The organism is Pedobacter agri (genome assembly GCF_032678665.1).
Lineage (GTDB): Bacteria > Bacteroidota > Bacteroidia > Sphingobacteriales > Sphingobacteriaceae > Pedobacter > Pedobacter agri_A.
Genome location: NZ_JAVTSH010000006.1, coordinates 1 through 18854, shown reverse-complemented (window position 1 = coordinate 18854; position 18854 = coordinate 1). Strand labels below are relative to the sequence as shown.

Annotated in this window: 11 protein-coding genes; 5 read left to right on the top strand and 6 right to left on the bottom strand. The window is 38.0% G+C overall.

All coding sequences use genetic code 11. The features are described 5' to 3' along the window. Positions 1-6: 6 nt before the first annotated feature. The 3 genes from R2Q70_RS13345 to R2Q70_RS13335 all read right to left on the bottom strand — a co-directional run bounded on the left by R2Q70_RS13345 (position 7) and on the right by R2Q70_RS13335 (position 5519). On the bottom strand, positions 7-3627 hold the full coding sequence (locus R2Q70_RS13345) for a SusC/RagA family TonB-linked outer membrane protein (protein WP_316808067.1): 3621 nt from the start codon (positions 3625-3627) through the stop codon (positions 7-9). A 54-nt stretch (positions 3628-3681) separates the two neighbouring features. After that, a complete protein-coding gene (locus tag R2Q70_RS13340) occupies positions 3682-4839 on the bottom strand; it encodes a FecR family protein (protein ID WP_316808066.1) in 1158 nt (385 codons plus the stop codon). Positions 4840-4958: 119 nt separating this feature from the next. Further along, positions 4959-5519: an RNA polymerase sigma-70 factor gene (locus tag R2Q70_RS13335; RefSeq protein WP_316808065.1), complete on the bottom strand. Its 561-nt coding sequence runs from the start codon at positions 5517-5519 to the stop codon at positions 4959-4961. Positions 5520-6250: 731 nt separating this feature from the next. Here R2Q70_RS13335 and R2Q70_RS13330 point away from each other — a divergent pair. Continuing rightward, on the top strand, positions 6251-6838 hold the full coding sequence (locus R2Q70_RS13330) for a DUF4142 domain-containing protein (RefSeq protein ID WP_316808064.1): 588 nt from the start codon (positions 6251-6253) through the stop codon (positions 6836-6838). A 514-nt stretch (positions 6839-7352) separates the two neighbouring features. Next, complete coding sequence (locus tag R2Q70_RS13325) at positions 7353-8489, top strand: acyltransferase (RefSeq protein WP_316808063.1); 1137 nt, start codon at positions 7353-7355, stop codon at positions 8487-8489. 85 nt (positions 8490-8574) lie between these two features. Here the strand turns inward: R2Q70_RS13325 and R2Q70_RS13320 are convergent, their stop codons facing one another. Then, complete coding sequence (locus R2Q70_RS13320) at positions 8575-10263, bottom strand: RagB/SusD family nutrient uptake outer membrane protein (RefSeq protein WP_316808062.1); 1689 nt, start codon at positions 10261-10263, stop codon at positions 8575-8577. A 4-nt stretch (positions 10264-10267) separates the two neighbouring features. After that, a complete protein-coding gene (locus R2Q70_RS13315) occupies positions 10268-13270 on the bottom strand; it encodes a TonB-dependent receptor (protein WP_316808061.1) in 3003 nt (1000 codons plus the stop codon). A 398-nt stretch (positions 13271-13668) separates the two neighbouring features. Here R2Q70_RS13315 and R2Q70_RS13310 point away from each other — a divergent pair, with 398 nt between their 5' ends. The 3 genes from R2Q70_RS13310 to R2Q70_RS13300 are packed head-to-tail and all read left to right on the top strand — an operon-like array spanning position 13669 to position 16561. Continuing rightward, positions 13669-14853 carry a glycosyltransferase family 87 protein gene (locus R2Q70_RS13310; protein ID WP_316808060.1) on the top strand — a complete coding sequence of 395 codons (1185 nt, stop codon included), beginning with the start codon at positions 13669-13671 and terminating at the stop codon, positions 14851-14853. Beyond that, on the top strand, positions 14850-15782 hold the full coding sequence (locus R2Q70_RS13305; protein ID WP_316808059.1) for a glycosyltransferase family 2 protein: 933 nt from the start codon (positions 14850-14852) through the stop codon (positions 15780-15782). Before R2Q70_RS13310 ends, R2Q70_RS13305 begins: the two co-directional genes overlap by 4 nt. Beyond that, entirely contained in the window at positions 15782-16561 is a 780-nt protein-coding gene (locus R2Q70_RS13300; RefSeq protein WP_316808058.1) for a polysaccharide deacetylase family protein, read from the top strand. The genes R2Q70_RS13305 and R2Q70_RS13300 overlap by 1 nt, the downstream gene beginning before the upstream one ends. Positions 16562-16605: 44 nt before the next feature. On the opposite strand, the gene R2Q70_RS13295 is transcribed toward R2Q70_RS13300, so the two are convergent. Further along, positions 16606-18375: a S8 family peptidase gene (locus R2Q70_RS13295; protein ID WP_316808057.1), complete on the bottom strand. Its 1770-nt coding sequence runs from the start codon at positions 18373-18375 to the stop codon at positions 16606-16608. Positions 18376-18854: the final 479 nt, after the last annotated feature.

Below are 18854 nucleotides of genomic sequence, written 5' to 3'. Positions count from 1 at the left end.
TTCTTTTTAAATGCCAATGTTTAATGAAAGTGAATAGGTACGGGGAATTGGCAAACTGTTTCCATTAACTTCTGGATCGGTACCATTCAAACGTTTATCGGCGATGTAAAACAAATTGGTTACTGTGGCCTGGATTTGAGCAGATTTCAAACCTAATTTTTTGATTTGATTATTAGGAACCACGTAACCGAATGCCAAATTTCTTAATCTCACAAAACTTGCATCAACCACTCGCTCATTTGAATAATCATAAAGTTGGTGTGAAAAGGCGGGTGCACTCGAACCAGGAACCAATATAGTTGGTAGTGCTAGAGCATTTGCGTTTGGTAATGATGGAATGGTAGTAAAATCCTCATCGCCTGGTTTACGCCATCTGTTGTTTAGCTCTGCGGATAAATTCTGAAAAGGGTAAGGTGCAGATTGCGCATCCCTTGCATTTGGATATAACGCTGGTAAACGTTTCACATTCCCGGTACTGATATATAAAAATGCGTTTAAGGTAAATGATTTGTACCTAAAGTTATTGCTTAATCCGCCAGTAAATTTTGGATCTAATTGACCAGAATAAACCAAGGCTTTAGTTACATCTGTCGCCGCATCAGGATTTTTACTTACATCCAGTCCATTAAAAAGTGGCTTACCGGTTTGGGGGTCTAATCCTGCAAAATCAAAAGACCATATTGAGGTAGATGCAAAACCAGGTTTGTATAATCCTCCAGAAACCGCAGTTTTCCAATCGGTTAAGGAGATTGCTCCAGCGCTTACTACATTATTGCTAACCTGAGAAGTGTTAAAACCAATGCTCCAATCGAAGTTCTTAGTTCTAATTGGCGCCACATTTACCGACACTTCATAACCATTATTGGTTACATCTCCTGCGTTTATTGGCATGGTAGTTAAACCATATTCCAAAGAAATTGGCTTTTGAACAATAATATCGTATCCTTTTTTGTTGAAGTAATCGAAAGTTGCCGAAACCCGGTTATTGAAGAAAGATAAATCTAACCCTAAGTTTAAAGTTTTATTTCGCTCCCAACGTAAATCTTTGTAAGCTAAGCTTTTAATTGTCAACGCCGGGTCGCCGGAAATAGGATTAACTGATGATGCACCACTCGGAATTTGCGCAATTAAATCAGGACTAAAGTTCTCTGCTACGTTACCTTGAAAGCCATAACTTACACGGGCAGAAATCTGGTTCATCCAGGTTAAATGATCAAACCAATGTTCTTCAGCAATATTCCATTTTCCACCGATTGACCAGATTGGTAGGAAACGGTGATTAGAATACTGACCAAAACGATTTGATGCATCTGTACGGATATTAGCATTAACTACATACTTCTGATCGAAATTATAGGTTGCGGTTCCAAAATAAGATACATAATTTGAAATACGATCGGTAACGGTTGGTATCGTTTCATTCAATAACGTATTCGCATAAGTTCCCGTGGTGTTAGTAGTAGTAGCAGGTAATTGTGCAAAAGATTTTCCTCTATCTGGCAAATAGCCATAGTTTTTTTGCCTTATCCCATCGTACTTAGCACTCCTAATCTCTTGTCCAGCCATCACATTAAAACCATCTTTTCCATTACGGAAACGCTTGGCATAAGCAATGTTATTTCTAAAAGTAACGGTCTGGTTATTCATTGTGTAGCCATTGTACTCTCCACCTACAGGAAGCGGGGATGCAACATAAGCGATGGAACCCGGCAATGCAGTTCCAAATTCATATTGCCTTTTCTGAGCGATGTAATTTGAACGTTCGGTAGCATAAGTTTCTCCAATGGTTTGGTTATAGCCGAAACCTAATAAGGATTGGAAGGTAAAATCTTTCAAAAACTTGTACTCCAAATTTCCGGCGAAATTTATTGAGGTTAGTTTATTCGAATTGTCTGTTTGTGCCAGTTCATTTAAAACATTATACCTAAAAGCACCTGATGTTCCAACATTTGGGGCGACATAAGCATATAGAGAACCATCCTCGTTATACAGCGGAATGGAGCGACTTGCGTTATAGGCATAATTAAATGGATTTACATTGTAAAAACCTTCCGTTTTACTTTTAGCACCATTTAGTTTAAAACCAATTTTCAGGTTATCGCTTAAGCTTGTGTTTACATTAACCGATGCGGTATAGCGATTTTGCTCATTTCCTTTCGTATTTCCTTTATCATTTAAAACGCCAATTGAGGCGTAGTAAGTCGTACGATCCGAACCGCCTGATAAGCTGATGGAATGTGTTTGGCTAATGGGTGTTTGAAAAAGAATATCGAACCAATCTGTATTATTGGTTTCCAGTTTATTAACACCTGCAACAAATTGTTCTTGTGTTATTTTCTTATCAAATAAATCTGTAGATAAGCCCTCGTAAGAAATTGGATCGGGTGTGGTTCCGAATTGCAAACCACGGGCATAAATTTCTCTTGACACATCGATACGTTCTTTTGAGTTCATCAAATTAAATTGACCGTAGTTTGGTTTCTGTGAGGTAGTTATGTTTGTAGAATAGTTAATCGATGCCTTACCAACTTTTCCTTTTTTAGTGGTGATTACAATAACACCGTTTGCAGCTTTAACGCCGTAAATTGCAGTAGAGGCAGCATCCTTTAAAACTGTAATATCCTGAATATCATCAACGTTAAGAAAAGCTACTGTACTTCCAACCAGATTTTTAATAGCATCATCAGAAGTACCCGGTGTAAAAGAGTTTAGTTGCTGATAATCAAAAGGAATCGGATCTTCCTGAATAATTCCATCAACCACCCAAACTGGTTCTTGATTCCCCAACAAAGTTGATGTTCCACGCACCCTAACTTTAGGTTTAGAACCGACCAAACCTGAAGAATTGCTAACCGCAACGCCCGGTAATTGCCCTTGCAGTAATTTATCTATCTGATTTACGCCCGCAACTTTAATATCTTCCATCTTTACAGAAGAAATAGCGCCAACGAAATCGCGTTTGGCAATATTTTGATATCCTGTAACCACTACATCTTCAAGCCCTTGTGTCGATTCTTCAAGCTTAATATTATATACCAAAACCTCACTACTCGTATTTACAGCCTTAATTATTGGTTTATAACCGATGTATTGATAGCGGATTGAACTATTGTCATTAACCAATAGCACGTAATTTCCATTGCCATCTGTAGAAGTAGTATTTTGTTGCCCGACCTCCTGAATAGAAACCCCAGGCATGGCGTTATTTTTATCGTCGGTTATTTTTCCGGTTAACCTAATTTTCTTTTGTGAAAGCGATGGACCTCCGGAAGACGAAACCGCTTTAGTTTTGAAGATTACAACATCCTTATCAATTACGAAAGTGATATCTGTTCCGTTTAAAAGCGTAGTTAGAACAACATTTAAACTTTTATTTTTTATTAACACCGTAACCCTTGGATTTTTATCCAACTGATCGGCGTTATAGAAAAATTGCATTTTCGCTTGCCTGCTTACTGTTTTCACAGCATCAGATAATTTTGCATTTTTAACATTAATGGAAATGTTAGCTGGGCTTTGTGCTTTTGCATAAAAGCTAAAAATTATAATTACACAGATTGCGGCACTTATCGTTTTCGTTAAAAAGCTTAATCCAGGCGAAAAATAATTTTGTAAATATTTTTTCATTTAGTTTTGAATAGTTTGGTTGATTTTTGATTTTGGTTTGGTTAGATGTTCGTTTTAACGTTGATCTACATATATCCTCCTGTTTTTAACACTGAATTTCACACCTCCTGTTTGCTCTATAATGTGAAGTATAACTTTTATATCACTGTATCTTTCAATCTCTCCCGAGAAATGAATTTGTTTAATTTTCTCCGATTGAAATTCTACATCGTAATCATACCATAAACTCAATTGTTCCATTACTTCATCAAGCGTAGCTTCTTCGAAAACAATTTTTCCATTTGCCCATGCTACGTAAGGTATCACCTCAACATTTGCTTTGGTTAAGGCATTTGTTTGACTGTTAAATATTGCCTGTTGGTTTGGCGCTAAAACGGTAGTTTGCTTATTGGTAGATTTTGCCTCCACCTTACCCTCAACTAAAGTGGTCCGTATGGTTTTGGTATAAGTATTTACATTAAATGTGGTTCCTAAAACCCTTACATCCATTCCATTGGCGTGTACAATAAAAGGTTTATTTGGATTTTTTGCCACCTGAAAATATGCCTCTCCTTTTTCTAAATAAACATCGCGAGAGCTTGCTGCATTAATATTTACCGGAAAGCGAAGCACCGAAGCCGAATTAATCATCACCATACTTCCATCCGCCAAAGCCAATTTGTATTCTGCTCCACGAGGAATAACCAATTTGTTGAAAACCTGTTTTCCTGTTGCAGAACCATCTGCTTTGTAGCTTAACAGTTCTTTGTTTTTATTGGTGATGCTTGTCCCGGCTACTTCTCCTAATTGCTTATCTGGATTTTCAGAAAGTTCAACTTCACTGCCGTCGGCTAAAATCAAGGTCGCTTTATGATGATCCGTTGGATAAAGTGAAGCTGCACTTAGCGCTACAGGCTCGTTATTTTTAAGATAATAGAAAATCCCACCTGCTAAAATCATCAGCGGCAATAAAATAACAGCCGCATACCTCAATAAAGTTGGAATAAGTTTCGCCGTTTTAACTTGTAGATCGGAACGAACTTTAAGCCAGGCATAGTTTTCATCAATTTTATTAACCAAAACATGCGCACCTGCAATCATTTTATCTTCCTTTAAGGCATCAATCAATTCTCTTTCCTCAAGGCTCAATTGCTCCAACAATTGCTGATCAGGCAATTCATTATTATTTAATTGTTGGATAACTTCAATCCAGATATTTTCTTTTGCGTTCATGTCTTTTGACGGATTAATATATAGTCTGCTTTATGTTAATTTAGGGTGACAGTAATATTAAAAAATTATCAAATAATTTATAACAAACTGACTAACAATAAAGTAAATTTATATTTTGATTAGAATTTTCCTTTACCAAAAAGGATGGCAATGAAAATGATAGAGAGCGGATCTTCAGCTGCTTTGGCTTTTAGAAAAGCATAAGCACGTTTCATTTGGGTTTTAACGGTGTTGATGGAGATGTTATTTGCCTTTGCAATATCAGCATAACTCAAACCTTCAACCACATATTGCAGGAATACTTTTTTACGCTCACTTGGCAACATATTAACCAAGCTTAAAACTTTTTCATCTGCAGTTTCCTTAAACTGCAAAGCTTCTTCCTCTTCTAAATAATCGCCTTGAAGTCCAGCAGAAATTTGAACTGTTAACTCAACTGAATGAGGTTGCTTTTTGACGTAGCTTAAAGATAGGTTTTTTACAGCTCGGGTAGCATAAGATTGAAAAGAGGATTCAATTGTTACTTCTTTTCTACGATTCCAGAAATTAATAAAGAAATCTTGAACAATATCCTCTGCGGAAGCTTCGTCTTTAGAAATTTGATACGCAACAAGAACCAAAAACTTGTAATGTCTTTTAAACAAGTCTTCAAATGAGGCTATATCAAAGTATTCTGACAATAGATTAGGGAATTATAAATACCATTGGTAAAAATAAATCAATCAATGTTAAAATTCACCAAATATCAATAAAATAAATACTTAAAGATAACCGCCAGAAATAAATAAGATCATTTCCATAACGAAAATGATTTTGAAAACCAGAAAATGGTTACATAAGCAATGAAAATATAACGCGAAAACCATTTAATAATGATTTAAAGCTTTGAAATAGTTGGCAACTTTCGCCAACTCCTGCAAATCAGGAAGGAAAAAGTTCGAAATCTGTGCAGTAAGGGCTACTGAATAAAAGCTCATCGAAAGATGGGCTTTTTTTGTTTAAGCTGGTTAATTTATTCCTCAAAAATATTTTTTATTTTAGTTCAGGATTAAAATCCTGATTTATACTTATTTCGACATGCCCTGCGGAACATGTCGAAAAGCAGGATTAATAAGCCTTTCCGACTGACGTAAAACCAATAGCTTCGCCTTGCTGCTCTGGTTTGTATTGCAATTTGATCGGCGTACGCTGTAACGTTGGTACAATTGATTTTTTACCATTCAACGTTTAATCATAAACGTTAATGCAGGTTTTAGTATAATTTGCCGCCCATTTCGGGATATATCTGTTTTTTAGAATGTTATAGATTAATAAGGCCAATATTTTTAATAAGAGCTATTGGAAGTGCGGTATTTTGAATTACCCAAAACATGTGAACATAGGCTATGTTCTACCATTAAAAATAACTAAAATGGAAAACGAACAATCAGGCCGCAGAGACTTTGTAAAAAAGTCGATCACCGGAACAATTGCAATGGGAACAGGACTATCTCTTGCGGCATCACTATTTAGTGCCAACGAAGCAAATGCCTCAGAAGCTGAGTGGAACGGAGATCCAAACGCATCGAACGAAAAAGCTTTTAGAATGGGCGTTATCGGCCCTGCCGAGCTTTCATTGGCTACAAGCCAGATTGCTGCCAGTAAGGCAAGCAATAAAAATGCAAAGGAATTTGCCGGCTTTGAGCTTACGGAAGCCATTGCCGTTACCGGTGTTTTAAAAGACCTGGGCACTCCAGTTCCACCGATGGATGCAAAAGCCAAAGCCACACTTGCAAAAATCAAAAATACACCAGCGGGACCCGAATTTGATAAAGCATATATTTCCGCACAACTGGAAAATCACGAATTCCTGCGTGATCTCGCTGCGAGTTATATCAGCAAGGGAAAGTTGGCAGGAGCTGCAGAAAATCAGGGTAGGCATTTGGCTACCTTGTCGCTTGCCGTGTTTAAAGAGCATGTTGCTATCACAAAACGCATACTTGGTGAACTTGGAGGCTAATATAAAAAATTAACGAGATCTGCTTTTTTTGGATCTTGTTAATTCAATCAGCTTGCAAATTGAACTCAAATCGGTTAAGAACAAACAATCCATCCCTTATAATAAATCTTCTTTCATTCCTTTAATATAAAAGATCGAGTTAGCTTTGTATATGTTAGGTAGCTCAGTCTCACCTCTTACTATATCTTGCGATCAAACTGATATTAAGGAAAACTTACAGTAATTTCTTTTTCCTGTATGGCCCCTTAATTTCATTAATTATTGCCCTTGCGAAATTTATTACTGCATCAAAATGTTCGTAGCGGTTATAACGTGTTGAAGCTCCGCTACTGGTTAAAAGTTCATCTTTCGATGGGCTTTTTTTGTTTTCAAACCTTCCTTCTCAACTAATATACAGATTAAATCTCAAGCGGCCGATCATTTTAAAAATACCATTACCATCCACTAATCGCCACTGTAAAAATTCAGTCTGATAAAAAAATGTCAGCTATTTTTTCACATTTTGCGGTTATCAATGAAACCTGATTTGAATCCCTCACTGGCAACCAAACCTCACTACCCTATTCTGGATGGCCTCCGTGGCATTGCCGCGATAATTGTTGTTACGTTCCATTTGGCAGAGCCTTTAGGAACCGGTCATTTAGATATTGTTGTTAATCATGGTTACCTGGCTGTTGATTTCTTCTTCTTATTATCTGGTTTTGTGATGGGTTATGCCTACGATGACAGGTGGAATAAAATGAATGTTGCTAATTTTTTCAAACGCCGGATCATACGACTTCAACCTATGGTAGTTTTAGGAATGACACTCGGTGCTATTGGATTTTATTTCACAGACGCTACGATATGGCCGCTCATCCACACCGTTCCAATATGGAAAATGTTGCTGGTGATGTTAATTGGATATACCATACTGCCAATTCCCTTGTCGATGGATATCCGTGGCTGGCAGGAAATGCACCCATTAAATAGTGTAGGGTGGTCACTATTTTTTGAATACATTGCGAACATTCTTTATGCAGTCTGGATCAGAAAATTTTCTAAAAGAGCTTTGACAATTTTAGTATTGATTGCAGCCGTAGCTTTAGCACACTTGGCCATTACAAACGGCGATCTTAGTGGCGGCTGGACACTTAATGTTGAACAAGTACGTGTAGGTTTAACCCGGACGATGTTCCCTTTCTTTGCCGGGCTGTTACTTTCGCGGATAGCCAAACCAACCCGAATTAAAAATGCTTTTTTGTGGTGCAGCCTTTTAATTGCAATCGTGTTGTATATGCCCCGCATAGGCGGAGCGCAGTACCTTTGGATGAATGGAATTTACGAATCGGTTTGTGTGATCATTATCTTTCCCTTAATCGTCTATCTTGGTGCCAGCGGCATGATCCAAAGTCAGCGGGAGCAAAAAATTTGTAAGTTTTTAGGTGATTTATCTTATCCGCTTTACCTCGTACATTATCCGATAGTTTATTTTTACGTAGCCTGGATTAGCAATAACAAGGGAATTACCATTTTACAGGCATCGCCTTATGCATTATTGATTTTAATAAGCGCCATTATGCTTGCCCACCTCTCATTAAAATGGTATGATGAGCCAGTCCGGAAGTGGTTACAGAAAAAACTAATGCATTCTTCTAAAGTATCAAAATAATCCGCGGCTGGCATTGCATCAATTAAAAAAAGGTTTTAAATCAACAAAGCAGTATTTTATCCGCTTTGCTGATTTAACAAGTGAATTAGTAGCCCGGGTTTTGTACCAAAGCTTTATTGGTTTGAATTTCTATAGTTGGAAAAGGCAATAAATAATCCCTGTCTTTGTTAAATAATTTAGTTTCAATTACACGCATATCTGCCCGATTGGTCACATTACTATAATTGGGCGTTCCATTGGCATCAATAACTGGGGCATTTGAAAGCAATCCTTTCGGGATACGCCCGTATGCCGGACCAACCAATACCTGTCCGGCTATTTTCCACCTGCGGATATCAGCTAATCGCAAACCCTCCAAAGCAAATTCGTACTTTCGTTCTTTGCGCACAATTGATCTTAGTTCTGCTTGTGTTTTGCCACTTGTAATGGCTGGCATTAAAACAGTCGCTCTTCTTCTCACTAAATTTATGGCGTCGTAAACCGTCTGATCGATTTGATTCGCTTCAATTTTAGCTTCTGCATAAGTGAGCAATACCTCTGCATAGCGAACCAAAATTATATTCAATTCAGAATTCTGCCTGTCATTGCGATCAATTTCATCGGTATATTTTTTATAAACATAACCGGTAAAGGTTGCGAAAGCATGGGTTGCTTCCGTGTTTGCAATGCGAACCGCAGGAGTAACATTATAGTTCCAGATCTGTAAACTGTCTTTATGAGTTTCGAACTGATAGCCGAATATGATGTTCCCGGGAACTCCACAGGTAAAACTCAATCTGGGATCGCGATTTAAATATGGTCTTTGTGGATTATAAAGAGGCGATTTGTCGATAGAAAGTCCATCGGTGCACTCGTATGAGTCAATAAAACTCTGAAAAGGAACCTTATCGCAAACTCCACCAGGTAAACGTGGAAGCAAATATTGAGGGGTAGTATGGGTGTTGATTGTTTTGGCAAACTGTAAAGCGAGAATAATTTCTCTTGATGATTCTCCTGCGTATTTAAAAAGTTCGCCATAATTATTGTGCAGCGTATATTTTCCCAAATCCATCACTGCTTTTGCAGCTTGTGCGGCAACATCCCATCTTTCATTATATAGCGCAACTCTGGCTTTAATGGCTAGCGCCGCTCCTTTTGTCGCCCGGCCATCATTTAATACCGCTTGATTTAGTGGAAGGTTTACGGCAGCAGCATCGAGCTCACTAATTATAAAATCTGCTACTTCTTGCTTGGTACTTTTCGGAATCTGGAGCTGATCAATCGCTACATCAGTTTTAACCAGTGGAACCCCACCAAAAAAAGTAAGCAAGTAACTGTAATGTAAGGCACGGATAAATCGGGCTTCGGCTATACTTTGATTGTAAAGTGCCGCAGGAATGGTGCCTTCCAATTTTTTCACATTATCGAGTAAAAAATTGCAGCGGGCAATGCCTTTGTATCCTTCACGATAAAGCACCAGTGCCACGCGGTTGTTTGCATCTATACTTCCTTTGCCAATGTTCTGTAAATCACCGTTGGTTCTATCCCAGCAGATATCGGTAGCCGCATCAATAAAAACCTGCCATGGAACCCTTAAATTTCCATTTCCGTAATTTTGTTCGGAGTAATTCAGCTGCTGATAACAGCCCAACAAACCAATCAACAACTCATCCTGGTTGGAATAAAATGATTCCGAAGATGGATTAAACGGAGATTTTTCGAGATAATCTTTCTGGCAGGCAGAAAATGACAGCGAGAGTAACAGCACCATGGCTGTGAATATTTTTATTTTCATTTCGTTAAAAATTAACATCTAAACCAAAATTATAAACCCGAACCTGTGGATAGGTATTTCCTGTTCCAACAGGCGCCTCCACATCATATCCATCCCAAAATTTGTCTATCGTAAATAAATTGCTTGCATTTGCATAAATCCTTAAACCTTTTAAACCAATTTTGGTAATGGCAGCCGATGGCAATCGATAACCTAACTGAAGATTTTTTAAGCGGAGATAAGACGCATCCTTCAGCCAGAAACTCGAGGTTTGCTGATTATTGGTTTCGCCGAAAGCCAGGCGTGGAAAACTTGCGTTAGGATTTTGTGGTGTCCAGTAATCTTTGTGCATTTCCTGAACGGTACCACCATTAAAAAATGGCATTACCGATTGTTCATACAGGTATCCGTCTGCTTTCCCTACCCCTTGCAGAAAAATCCCCAAATCGAAACCCTTGTAAGAAAGGTTGATGTTTGCACTGTATGTATATCGCGGAATAGTGCTCCCGATGATTACCCGGTCGTTATTATCGATTACGCCATCACCGTTCTGATCTTTGTATTTAATATCTCCGGCCTTTACATTTCCAATTTGCCTCGCACTGGCTGCAACTTCTGCATCAGACTGAAAATAACCTAGCGATTCATATCCAAACAATGAATTAATGGCCGAACCTTCATTGCTTACCGTTATCGTGGTTTGGCTTACCCCTTTTAAATCGATGATTTTATTTTTCACATCAGATACATTGATTCCGATGGAGTAGTTAAAATCTTTGATTTTATTCCGATAAGAAATGCCCGCTTCCCATCCCCTGTTCTGCACTATACCTGCATTTTGAAAGGGTGCAGTTTTTCCGTAAATCAATGGAACATCTAATCGCAATAAAATGTTGTCTGTTACACGATCATAATAATCGAATGAAACGTCGAAGTTTTTAAAAGCTGTTAAATCGAAACCAATATCTTTCATTTCCGTGCTTTCCCAGGTAATCAGCTGATTGGCACCATCGTTTAACGCCCCTACAGTATAAATCTGGTTCGCAAAAGAGTAAGAGCCAAGTTGTATAGATGAAATTGCTGGATAAGTACCAATATTCTGATTGCCTAACTTACCCCATGATGCCCTGATTTTTAGTTGGGAGATCGTATTTTTTAGTGGTTCGAAAAACTGCTCTTCAGATAAGCGCCAGCCTGCAGACACCGATGGAAAGAAGCCATATTTTTTACCATCCGCAAAGCGGGAAGAGCCGTCGTATCTTCCGTTCAGTTCTAACAAGTAACGTTCATCATAATTATAATTAAACCTGCCGAAGAAAGATTGTAATGCCCATTCCATTCTTGTTCCAGCGTTCTGTTGTGTTGCAGATGCACCTGTAGACAATACCGGATAGGCTGGAAATATAAAGGTATTCCTTGATGCGGAGAGTACATCAGATGTATAATCTTCCCGTGAAGCACCAGCCAATAATTTAAAGGAATGTTTTGCCACAGATGTACTTCCGGTTAGCGTAGCCCTCATATTGTTATAAAGGGCCCGACTGTTTGACACATCTAAAGTAGCCAATGCCGGTTGGGTAAAAGCCAGATTTCCATCGGCTCGATAAGTTTTAATGGCCGTAACAAAAGTATTGTCATCAACCTGATCATATCGGGGTGCAATGGTTACATCGGCTTGAAGCCACTTGAAGGGTTTATAAGTTAATGTCGAATTAAGGCTTGCTCCAGGATTGGAAGTTTTAGCCAATCCACCATCAGGGCGGCTGTATGCAATAGGATTATTTCCATTTGAACCTTCGCCATAACTTCCGTTGGAGAATATCCCGGCAAAAATGGGCGCAATTCTGTTCATTTGATTAAACACCGAGCTACTGCCTCTTCCTGGCTCTTTGGTTACCCGGCTCAAAATTTGTAAATCTATAGTTAGGTTTAGCTTATCAGAAAATTTAATATCAGCGTTATTTCGGAAGGTAATTCTTTTAAATCTGGATACTTCCAACAAACCTGCCTGATCAAAATAACCCAATGAGGCAAGGAATTTAACTTTCTCACCACCACCATTTACCGTAATAAAATGATTTTGCATAAAACCTGATCCCGTTAACACTTCCTTTTGCCAATCGGTATTTGGATACAGATCCGGATTGGTGCCATTCCGGGTATTGTCAATCATCGCCTGACTAAAGGTTGGCGAGGCACCGGCATTCACATTGGCTAAATTAGTGAGCTCCATATGGTCAACCGCATTTACCATATCTGGCAACCGGGTTAACTCCTGAAAACCTACATAGTTGTTATAAGAAACAGAAAGGCTATTCGCATTGGCCCGTTTTGTGGTCACCAAAATAACGCCGTTGGCCGCACGCGAACCATAAATTGATGCCGACGCTGCATCTTTTAACACGGAAACAGATTCAATTAAACTGGGATCGATGCTGTTTAATGATCCTTCAACATTATCAATTAATACCAAAGGGTTGGCATCATTTAAAGTTCCGATTCCACGAATTCTGATCGTTCCGGCATCGCCGCCCGGGCGACCTGAGGCCTGCGTAACGGTTACCCCTGGTGCTAAACCCTGTAACGCTGCAGATGCTTGTCCAACTGGTCTCATGGTTAAATCTTTGGATGAAATTACCGATACCGCACCGGTGAGATTTACTTTCTTCTGCGTACCATAACCCACCACAACCACTTCATTTAAGCGCTGGTCATCACTTATCAGTTTAACATCAATGATTTTCCTATTGCCAACAGCCACCGTAAGCGATTTAAAGCCGATAAATGAAAAGGTTAATGAATCATTTTCCGCTACACTGACAGAATATCTTCCATCTAAACTGGTAACGGAGGTTTTGCTGCCTATTTTACTTTTGACGCTTGCCCCGGGGATAGGACTACCTTGCGCATCATTTACTACTCCAACGACTACCGTTTGAGCCTGTGCAGTAATTGTAAGAAAGCAGCCCATAAAGAGCAGAAGCCCTAAACTTCTTCTTAAATTACTTTTTGTAAAGTTAATTCTCATATTATTTGGTTTAGAATGTCGGGATGGTATTTAAATTTTATCAATCCGTGATTTTATAATTACTTGAAGTGAAACTATACGATACATTAGTGAATGGTTAATATTCAACCATCGCTAGGCTATGGGTGAATTTATACTTGGTTATGAAACGAAATTAAATATTAAATAATTAAAAATAAATATTTTTAAATTATATTTAAGTTAAATTAAAGTTTATTTAATATAATTCAACCTAATGAAATTTTGAAGGTTTAAAAATTTTGTCTCAATAGATCTTGTTGACAGACGACAATTGAAACCAATTAGGGAACGGGTGACGAAGAGGGAGCAAAAAAACAGCATTCTAAGTGTTTAATAAGCTATTCTCAAAAAATGCTTATATTGCAGCACTAATCAAAATGGCAATATTACAGCATCCCAGGTTTCATAAAGCGTTTAACTTTTTATTAAAAAAAGAATGCATTATTGGAGTTTACCTCATCCTGGCCATTACCGCAAGTTTTAAACAATACCATAATCATTCTTACAACAACTACCTCATTTTTAAATATGTTTACTGGCATACGGTAGATTTGCAGAACTTATTTAATAACTATCCAGAATATGGAGATAGTAACCACTACGGCCCGGTATTTTCCTTATTTATTGCGCCTTTCGCCTTATTGCCTGATGGATTAGGGATGTTTTTGTGGAATATCACCAACGTCTCTGTATTGCTTTGGGGCATATATAGTTTACCACTATCAATTAATAAGCGTACGGCAATTGCATGGATTTGCTCACATGAAACGTTAACAGCGCTTTTCAGTTTTCAGTTTAACATCGCACTAACAGGCCTCATCATCCTAAGTTTTTCTTACCTTATTAAAAAGAAGGAAGTTCAGTCGGCCTTTTTTATTGCAATTGGAACATTAATTAAATTGTACGGAATAGTAGGCTTAGCTTTTTTCTTCTTTTCGAAAAATAAGATGAAGTTTATTATGGCTGGTCTGGTTGCCTTCAGTGTGTTATTTGTTTTGCCAATGATACTGTCTTCACCAGATTTCATTTTGCAATCCTATGCAGACTGGTTCAATTCATTGGTGCATAAAAACGCTACAAATGCATCGTTAACATCTTTTCAGGATATCTCTATAATGGGAATGGCCAGAAGAATAAGCGGAAATGTTGAACTCTCAAATACACCCTTTCTGTTAGGTGGCCTTGTTCTTTTTGGCCTGCCTTATTTACGAATCAATCAATACAAACATCCTGCTTTTCAGCTGATGTTATTGGCATCCACATTAATATTCACCGTAATTTTTAGCAGCGGTTCCGAATCACCAACTTACATCATCGCTTTTGCAGGTGTGGCCATCTGGTTTATTATTCAACAAAAGCCGAAAAGCAAATGGATAATTTCGCTGTTCGTGTTTGCTTTTATTTTAACCAGCTTGTCGCCAACTGATATTTTCCCGAGGAGTGTAAAAGAATTTATTCGTCTATATTCGCTCAAAGCCCTACCTTGCGTAATCATTTGGCTCACGATAGTTTACCAAATGCTGAAAGAAGATTTTGAATCTTATTTGATTGCCGATAAATGAAGAAGTTAGTTTCCATCGTAATACCAGCTTACAACGAGGCTGATAATATTTTCGTGATTGCTGAAAGTATTAAAAAGGTTTTCTCCTCTATAGCTTACAATTATGAAATTATTCTTGTAGATGATGGAAGCGCTGACCATACACTGGAGAAGATAAAAAAGTATTCATCTACAGCGGAAAATATTTTTTTCCTGGAGTTTAGTAAAAATTTTGGCCACCAGCTGGCAGTTAAGGCGGGTATGGATCATGCATTTGGCGATTGTGTAATTTCAATGGATTGTGACATGCAGCATCCGCCGGAGTTAATTCCAGACATGCTTAAAAAATGGGAAGAAGGCTTTGAGGTGGTTTACACCATTCGCGAAGAAGATAAAAACTTATCAAAAGGAAAACGAAGTTCATCAAATCTGTTCTATAAAACACTCAATTGGTTATCAGATATTGATCTAGAGCCCGGAGCCGCCGATTTTCGCCTGTTAGACCAGAAAGTTGTGAACGTATTTAGAAACTTTCAGGAGAATGAACCTTTTCTAAGAGGACTGGTGAAATGGCTCGGCTTTAAACAATACGCTATTAAATATAATCCGGCAGCACGTTTTTCGGGCAAAAGTAAATACACCCTAAAGAAGATGTTCAGGTTAGCCCTACATGGCGTTACTTCTTTTAGCATTAAACCCCTATATTCAGCAGTTTACCTTGGTTTTATATTGTCGTTTGCGTCCGTCTTGTATATCCCGTACATCATTTATGCTTTTGCAAATAATGTTGAGGTTTCAGGTTGGGCATCTGTCATTATGACGATTGTTTTTTTCGGAGGCTTGCAACTCATCATTTTGGGCATCATTGGCATATATGTAGGTAAAATGTTTATGCAAACCAAAAACCGTCCAAATTACATTATCCGTTCAACAAATATTCCTCAAAAATAATGGTGCTATTAAGTTTTGATATTGAAGAATTTGACATGCCATTTGAATACGACCGGGAAATTTCATTTGCGGATCAGATTTCGATTTCTAGAGCAGGTACGATTTCCATATTAGATTTGCTGGATAAACACCAGGTTAAAGCGACATTTTTCTGTACCGTAACTTTTGCTGAGAACATTCCTGATTTAATTAAACGGATTACCGAAACCGGTCACGAACTGGCATCTCATGGTTATTACCATTCCGATTTTAAGCCAGAGCATTTACTTCAATCCAAGATCAAACTCGAAGAACTTTCTGGTAAAGAGATTACGGGTTATCGTATGGCTCGGATGATGCCTGTGGATGAAAAAGAAATTGAGAAAGCGGGTTACACTTACAATACATCCATCAATCCAACTTATCTTCCTGGTCGCTACAACAATTTTAATATTTCCAGAACCTTTTTTACAAAACAAAATGTTCTGCAAATTCCAGCTTCGGTAAGTCCAATTGTTAGGTTTCCGCTATTCTGGTTATCATTTCATAATCTCCCGCTAGGCATTTATAAAGCTTTAGCCAGCTGGACTTATAAAAAAGACCATTATCTAAACATTTATTTTCATCCCTGGGAGTTTACGGATTTAAATAATTTCGAAAGGTTTGGATTTCCTGCCTATGTTCGCAAAAATAGCGGACAACAAATGGTACAAAGGATGGATAAATTTATCCATTGGTTGAAATCAAAAAAATATCCTTTCGGCACTTTTCAGGAATTTATCAAAACCATTAAGCGTTAAAAATCCACGTTTAATAGTGCAAATAATTCGCTAGCCAGTGAAAGTTATTTATAATTTTCGGCTAGTTTTAATGCATTGTAAGCGTTAACTACACCTCCACTTACGCATATCTCGCTAAACATTACGCGTACGTTTTCCCCCTTTTCGTTTTTATATTTTATTTTATGTGCAACCTTCGAAACAGATTTCATGATAATTTCACGTACCTGAACAGGAGTTAGATGAGGATAATAACTTAAAATCAGTGCCGCTAATCCAGAAACCACAGGCGCAGCCATACTGGTTCCATCGGCTTCTTCATATTTTCCATCAGGAATGGTAGAATTGATCAAAAACCCGGGCGCAAAAACATCAACATTATATTTTCCATAATTCGAGAAACTTGCTTTTAAGTTATCATCATCCTTGTAAGCACTTGCTCCAACCTCAATCCAGTTATTGGCATGTGGCAATTTAAATTTTGCAGAATCTAACGGAACAGGCTTAATTACAGGCGAACGACTTACTGTTGGCCTCATCCCCATTCCATTATTCTGAGTGTTTCTGGGTGGCGGAGTAAAATCTGGCAGACTAGGTTTCTTATTTGCTTGTTTATAATCTTCAGACGCTTTACTTTCGAAATACTTGTTAGGATAATTTTCTTCGATATCATTATTTTGATTATCATTTCCTGCTGCGTGCACCAAAAGGACGCCTTTGCTTTCCGCATATTTTACAGCATCATCAACAACTTTTTTATCCCACTTGTAACCTTTACCGAAGCTCATATTAATCACTTTTGCACCATTATCTACAGCATAGCGAATACCATTGGCAACATCCTTATCACGCTCATCACCCGTAGGCACTACCCTAATGGCCATAATACTTACGTTGTTAGCCACACCCATAATACCTATTCCATTTTTACGATCTGCCCCAATAATTCCAGAAACATGGCTACCATGAAATGCATCGGGTCCTTTCACATCGCTGTTACCATAGTTGCGTTGATTCGGGTCCGAGTAATCATCACCAACAAGTTCTGCCCGCATATCGTATTTCGGATTCAAATTGTACTTCAGCATGGCATCATACTGTTTGTATCCGTCCTTAATACTTTTGTTAAACTTCTCGAAACCTCCGTCTTCTTTTGAGCCCTTTCTGATAATCGTTTTCACGTATTCTTCGTCTTCATTATCGGCTTTATACCGATCTATATCTTCAAGCGTCGGCATAGGTTTATTATTTACTCGGGCAACGGAATCAATAACTTTGTTAATGGCCAACAATACCGGAAAAGTCTTACTCGCATCTTCGTACTTCTTTCCAAAATCGCCAACAATTTTCTTATAGATTCGATATTCTTCCTTTTGCGCACTATCTAGCGGCGTGAGGTTGGTAGTTGATTGATATTTGGGATGATAGATGCGATATAACCGAATCAATTCGAGGTTATCGAATTCAAGATTTCCTTTCTTTGATCCAATAAAATTCCATCCATGAATGTCGTCGATATAGCCATTGCCATCATCATCAATACCATTATTCGGGATTTCCTTTTTATTTGTCCACAACACATTTTGCAAATCGGGATGTTTGGTGTCTACCCCACCATCAATTACAGCTACAATGATATTTTCTTTGGGTTTTTTATCTTTTAATAAATCACGATAAGCCTTCTCGGTACTAATGCCAAAATAACCGTTTTCAATCAAGTCCAGATTGTACCAATTGGCAGGCAGCTGCACATTCTTACTTTGCGCAAATGAGTTGGCATTGAGCAAAATTAAAATAATGAAAAAACTTAGTTTGTGGTGTATTTTATTCATCATGAATTATGTACGTAATACTACAATAATACGGTTTTATTGCCTCGGGGTTGAAAGTTTTTACATTTTTTAACAGATGTAGATGGAGCCTGATACTAAAGAGATAAGCTCTACATTGCGTAATTGGATAAATCAACAGCAGAAATTGTGACCACGAAATGAGATCACTTAAACTGATACCTAATATTTTGTAAAGCAAATACAGTGTTCCAATGTCGGTTTCAGTCCTGCTGTCCCTCCAATCTTTTTGGGGATGGTTTGCTAATGTCCGAAAGTTCCTACCCCAAAAAGGATTTCCGTACCATCAGGTTTAGGTGGCCGCCATTGGTAGCGAATACCGAGCTGATAAATATTAGATCTTAAACCAATCAAAACTATATAACTATATGCCTATATGGTTCAACAAATATGTTTGTTTCCCAATATCATATAGGAACAAAACCAACTATATATCTATATCCCTATATGGTTCAGTAAATATC

Excerpts from the sequence above, each read along its gene's own strand:
- R2Q70_RS13325 (WP_316808063.1), top strand. The coding sequence starts at position 7,353 with ATGAAACCTGATTTGAATCCCTCACTGGCAACCAAACCTCACTACCCT.
- R2Q70_RS13320 (WP_316808062.1), bottom strand. The coding sequence starts at position 10,263 with ATGAAAATAAAAATATTCACAGCCATGGTGCTGTTACTCTCGCTGTCA.
- R2Q70_RS13330 (WP_316808064.1), top strand. The coding sequence starts at position 6,251 with ATGGAAAACGAACAATCAGGCCGCAGAGACTTTGTAAAAAAGTCGATC.
- R2Q70_RS13295 (WP_316808057.1), bottom strand. The coding sequence starts at position 18,375 with ATGATGAATAAAATACACCACAAACTAAGTTTTTTCATTATTTTAATT.
- R2Q70_RS13310 (WP_316808060.1), top strand. The coding sequence starts at position 13,669 with ATGGCAATATTACAGCATCCCAGGTTTCATAAAGCGTTTAACTTTTTA.
- R2Q70_RS13345 (WP_316808067.1), bottom strand. The coding sequence starts at position 3,627 with ATGAAAAAATATTTACAAAATTATTTTTCGCCTGGATTAAGCTTTTTA.
- R2Q70_RS13305 (WP_316808059.1), top strand. The coding sequence starts at position 14,850 with ATGAAGAAGTTAGTTTCCATCGTAATACCAGCTTACAACGAGGCTGAT.
- R2Q70_RS13315 (WP_316808061.1), bottom strand. The coding sequence starts at position 13,270 with ATGAGAATTAACTTTACAAAAAGTAATTTAAGAAGAAGTTTAGGGCTT.
- R2Q70_RS13300 (WP_316808058.1), top strand. The coding sequence starts at position 15,782 with ATGGTGCTATTAAGTTTTGATATTGAAGAATTTGACATGCCATTTGAA.
- R2Q70_RS13340 (WP_316808066.1), bottom strand. The coding sequence starts at position 4,839 with ATGAACGCAAAAGAAAATATCTGGATTGAAGTTATCCAACAATTAAAT.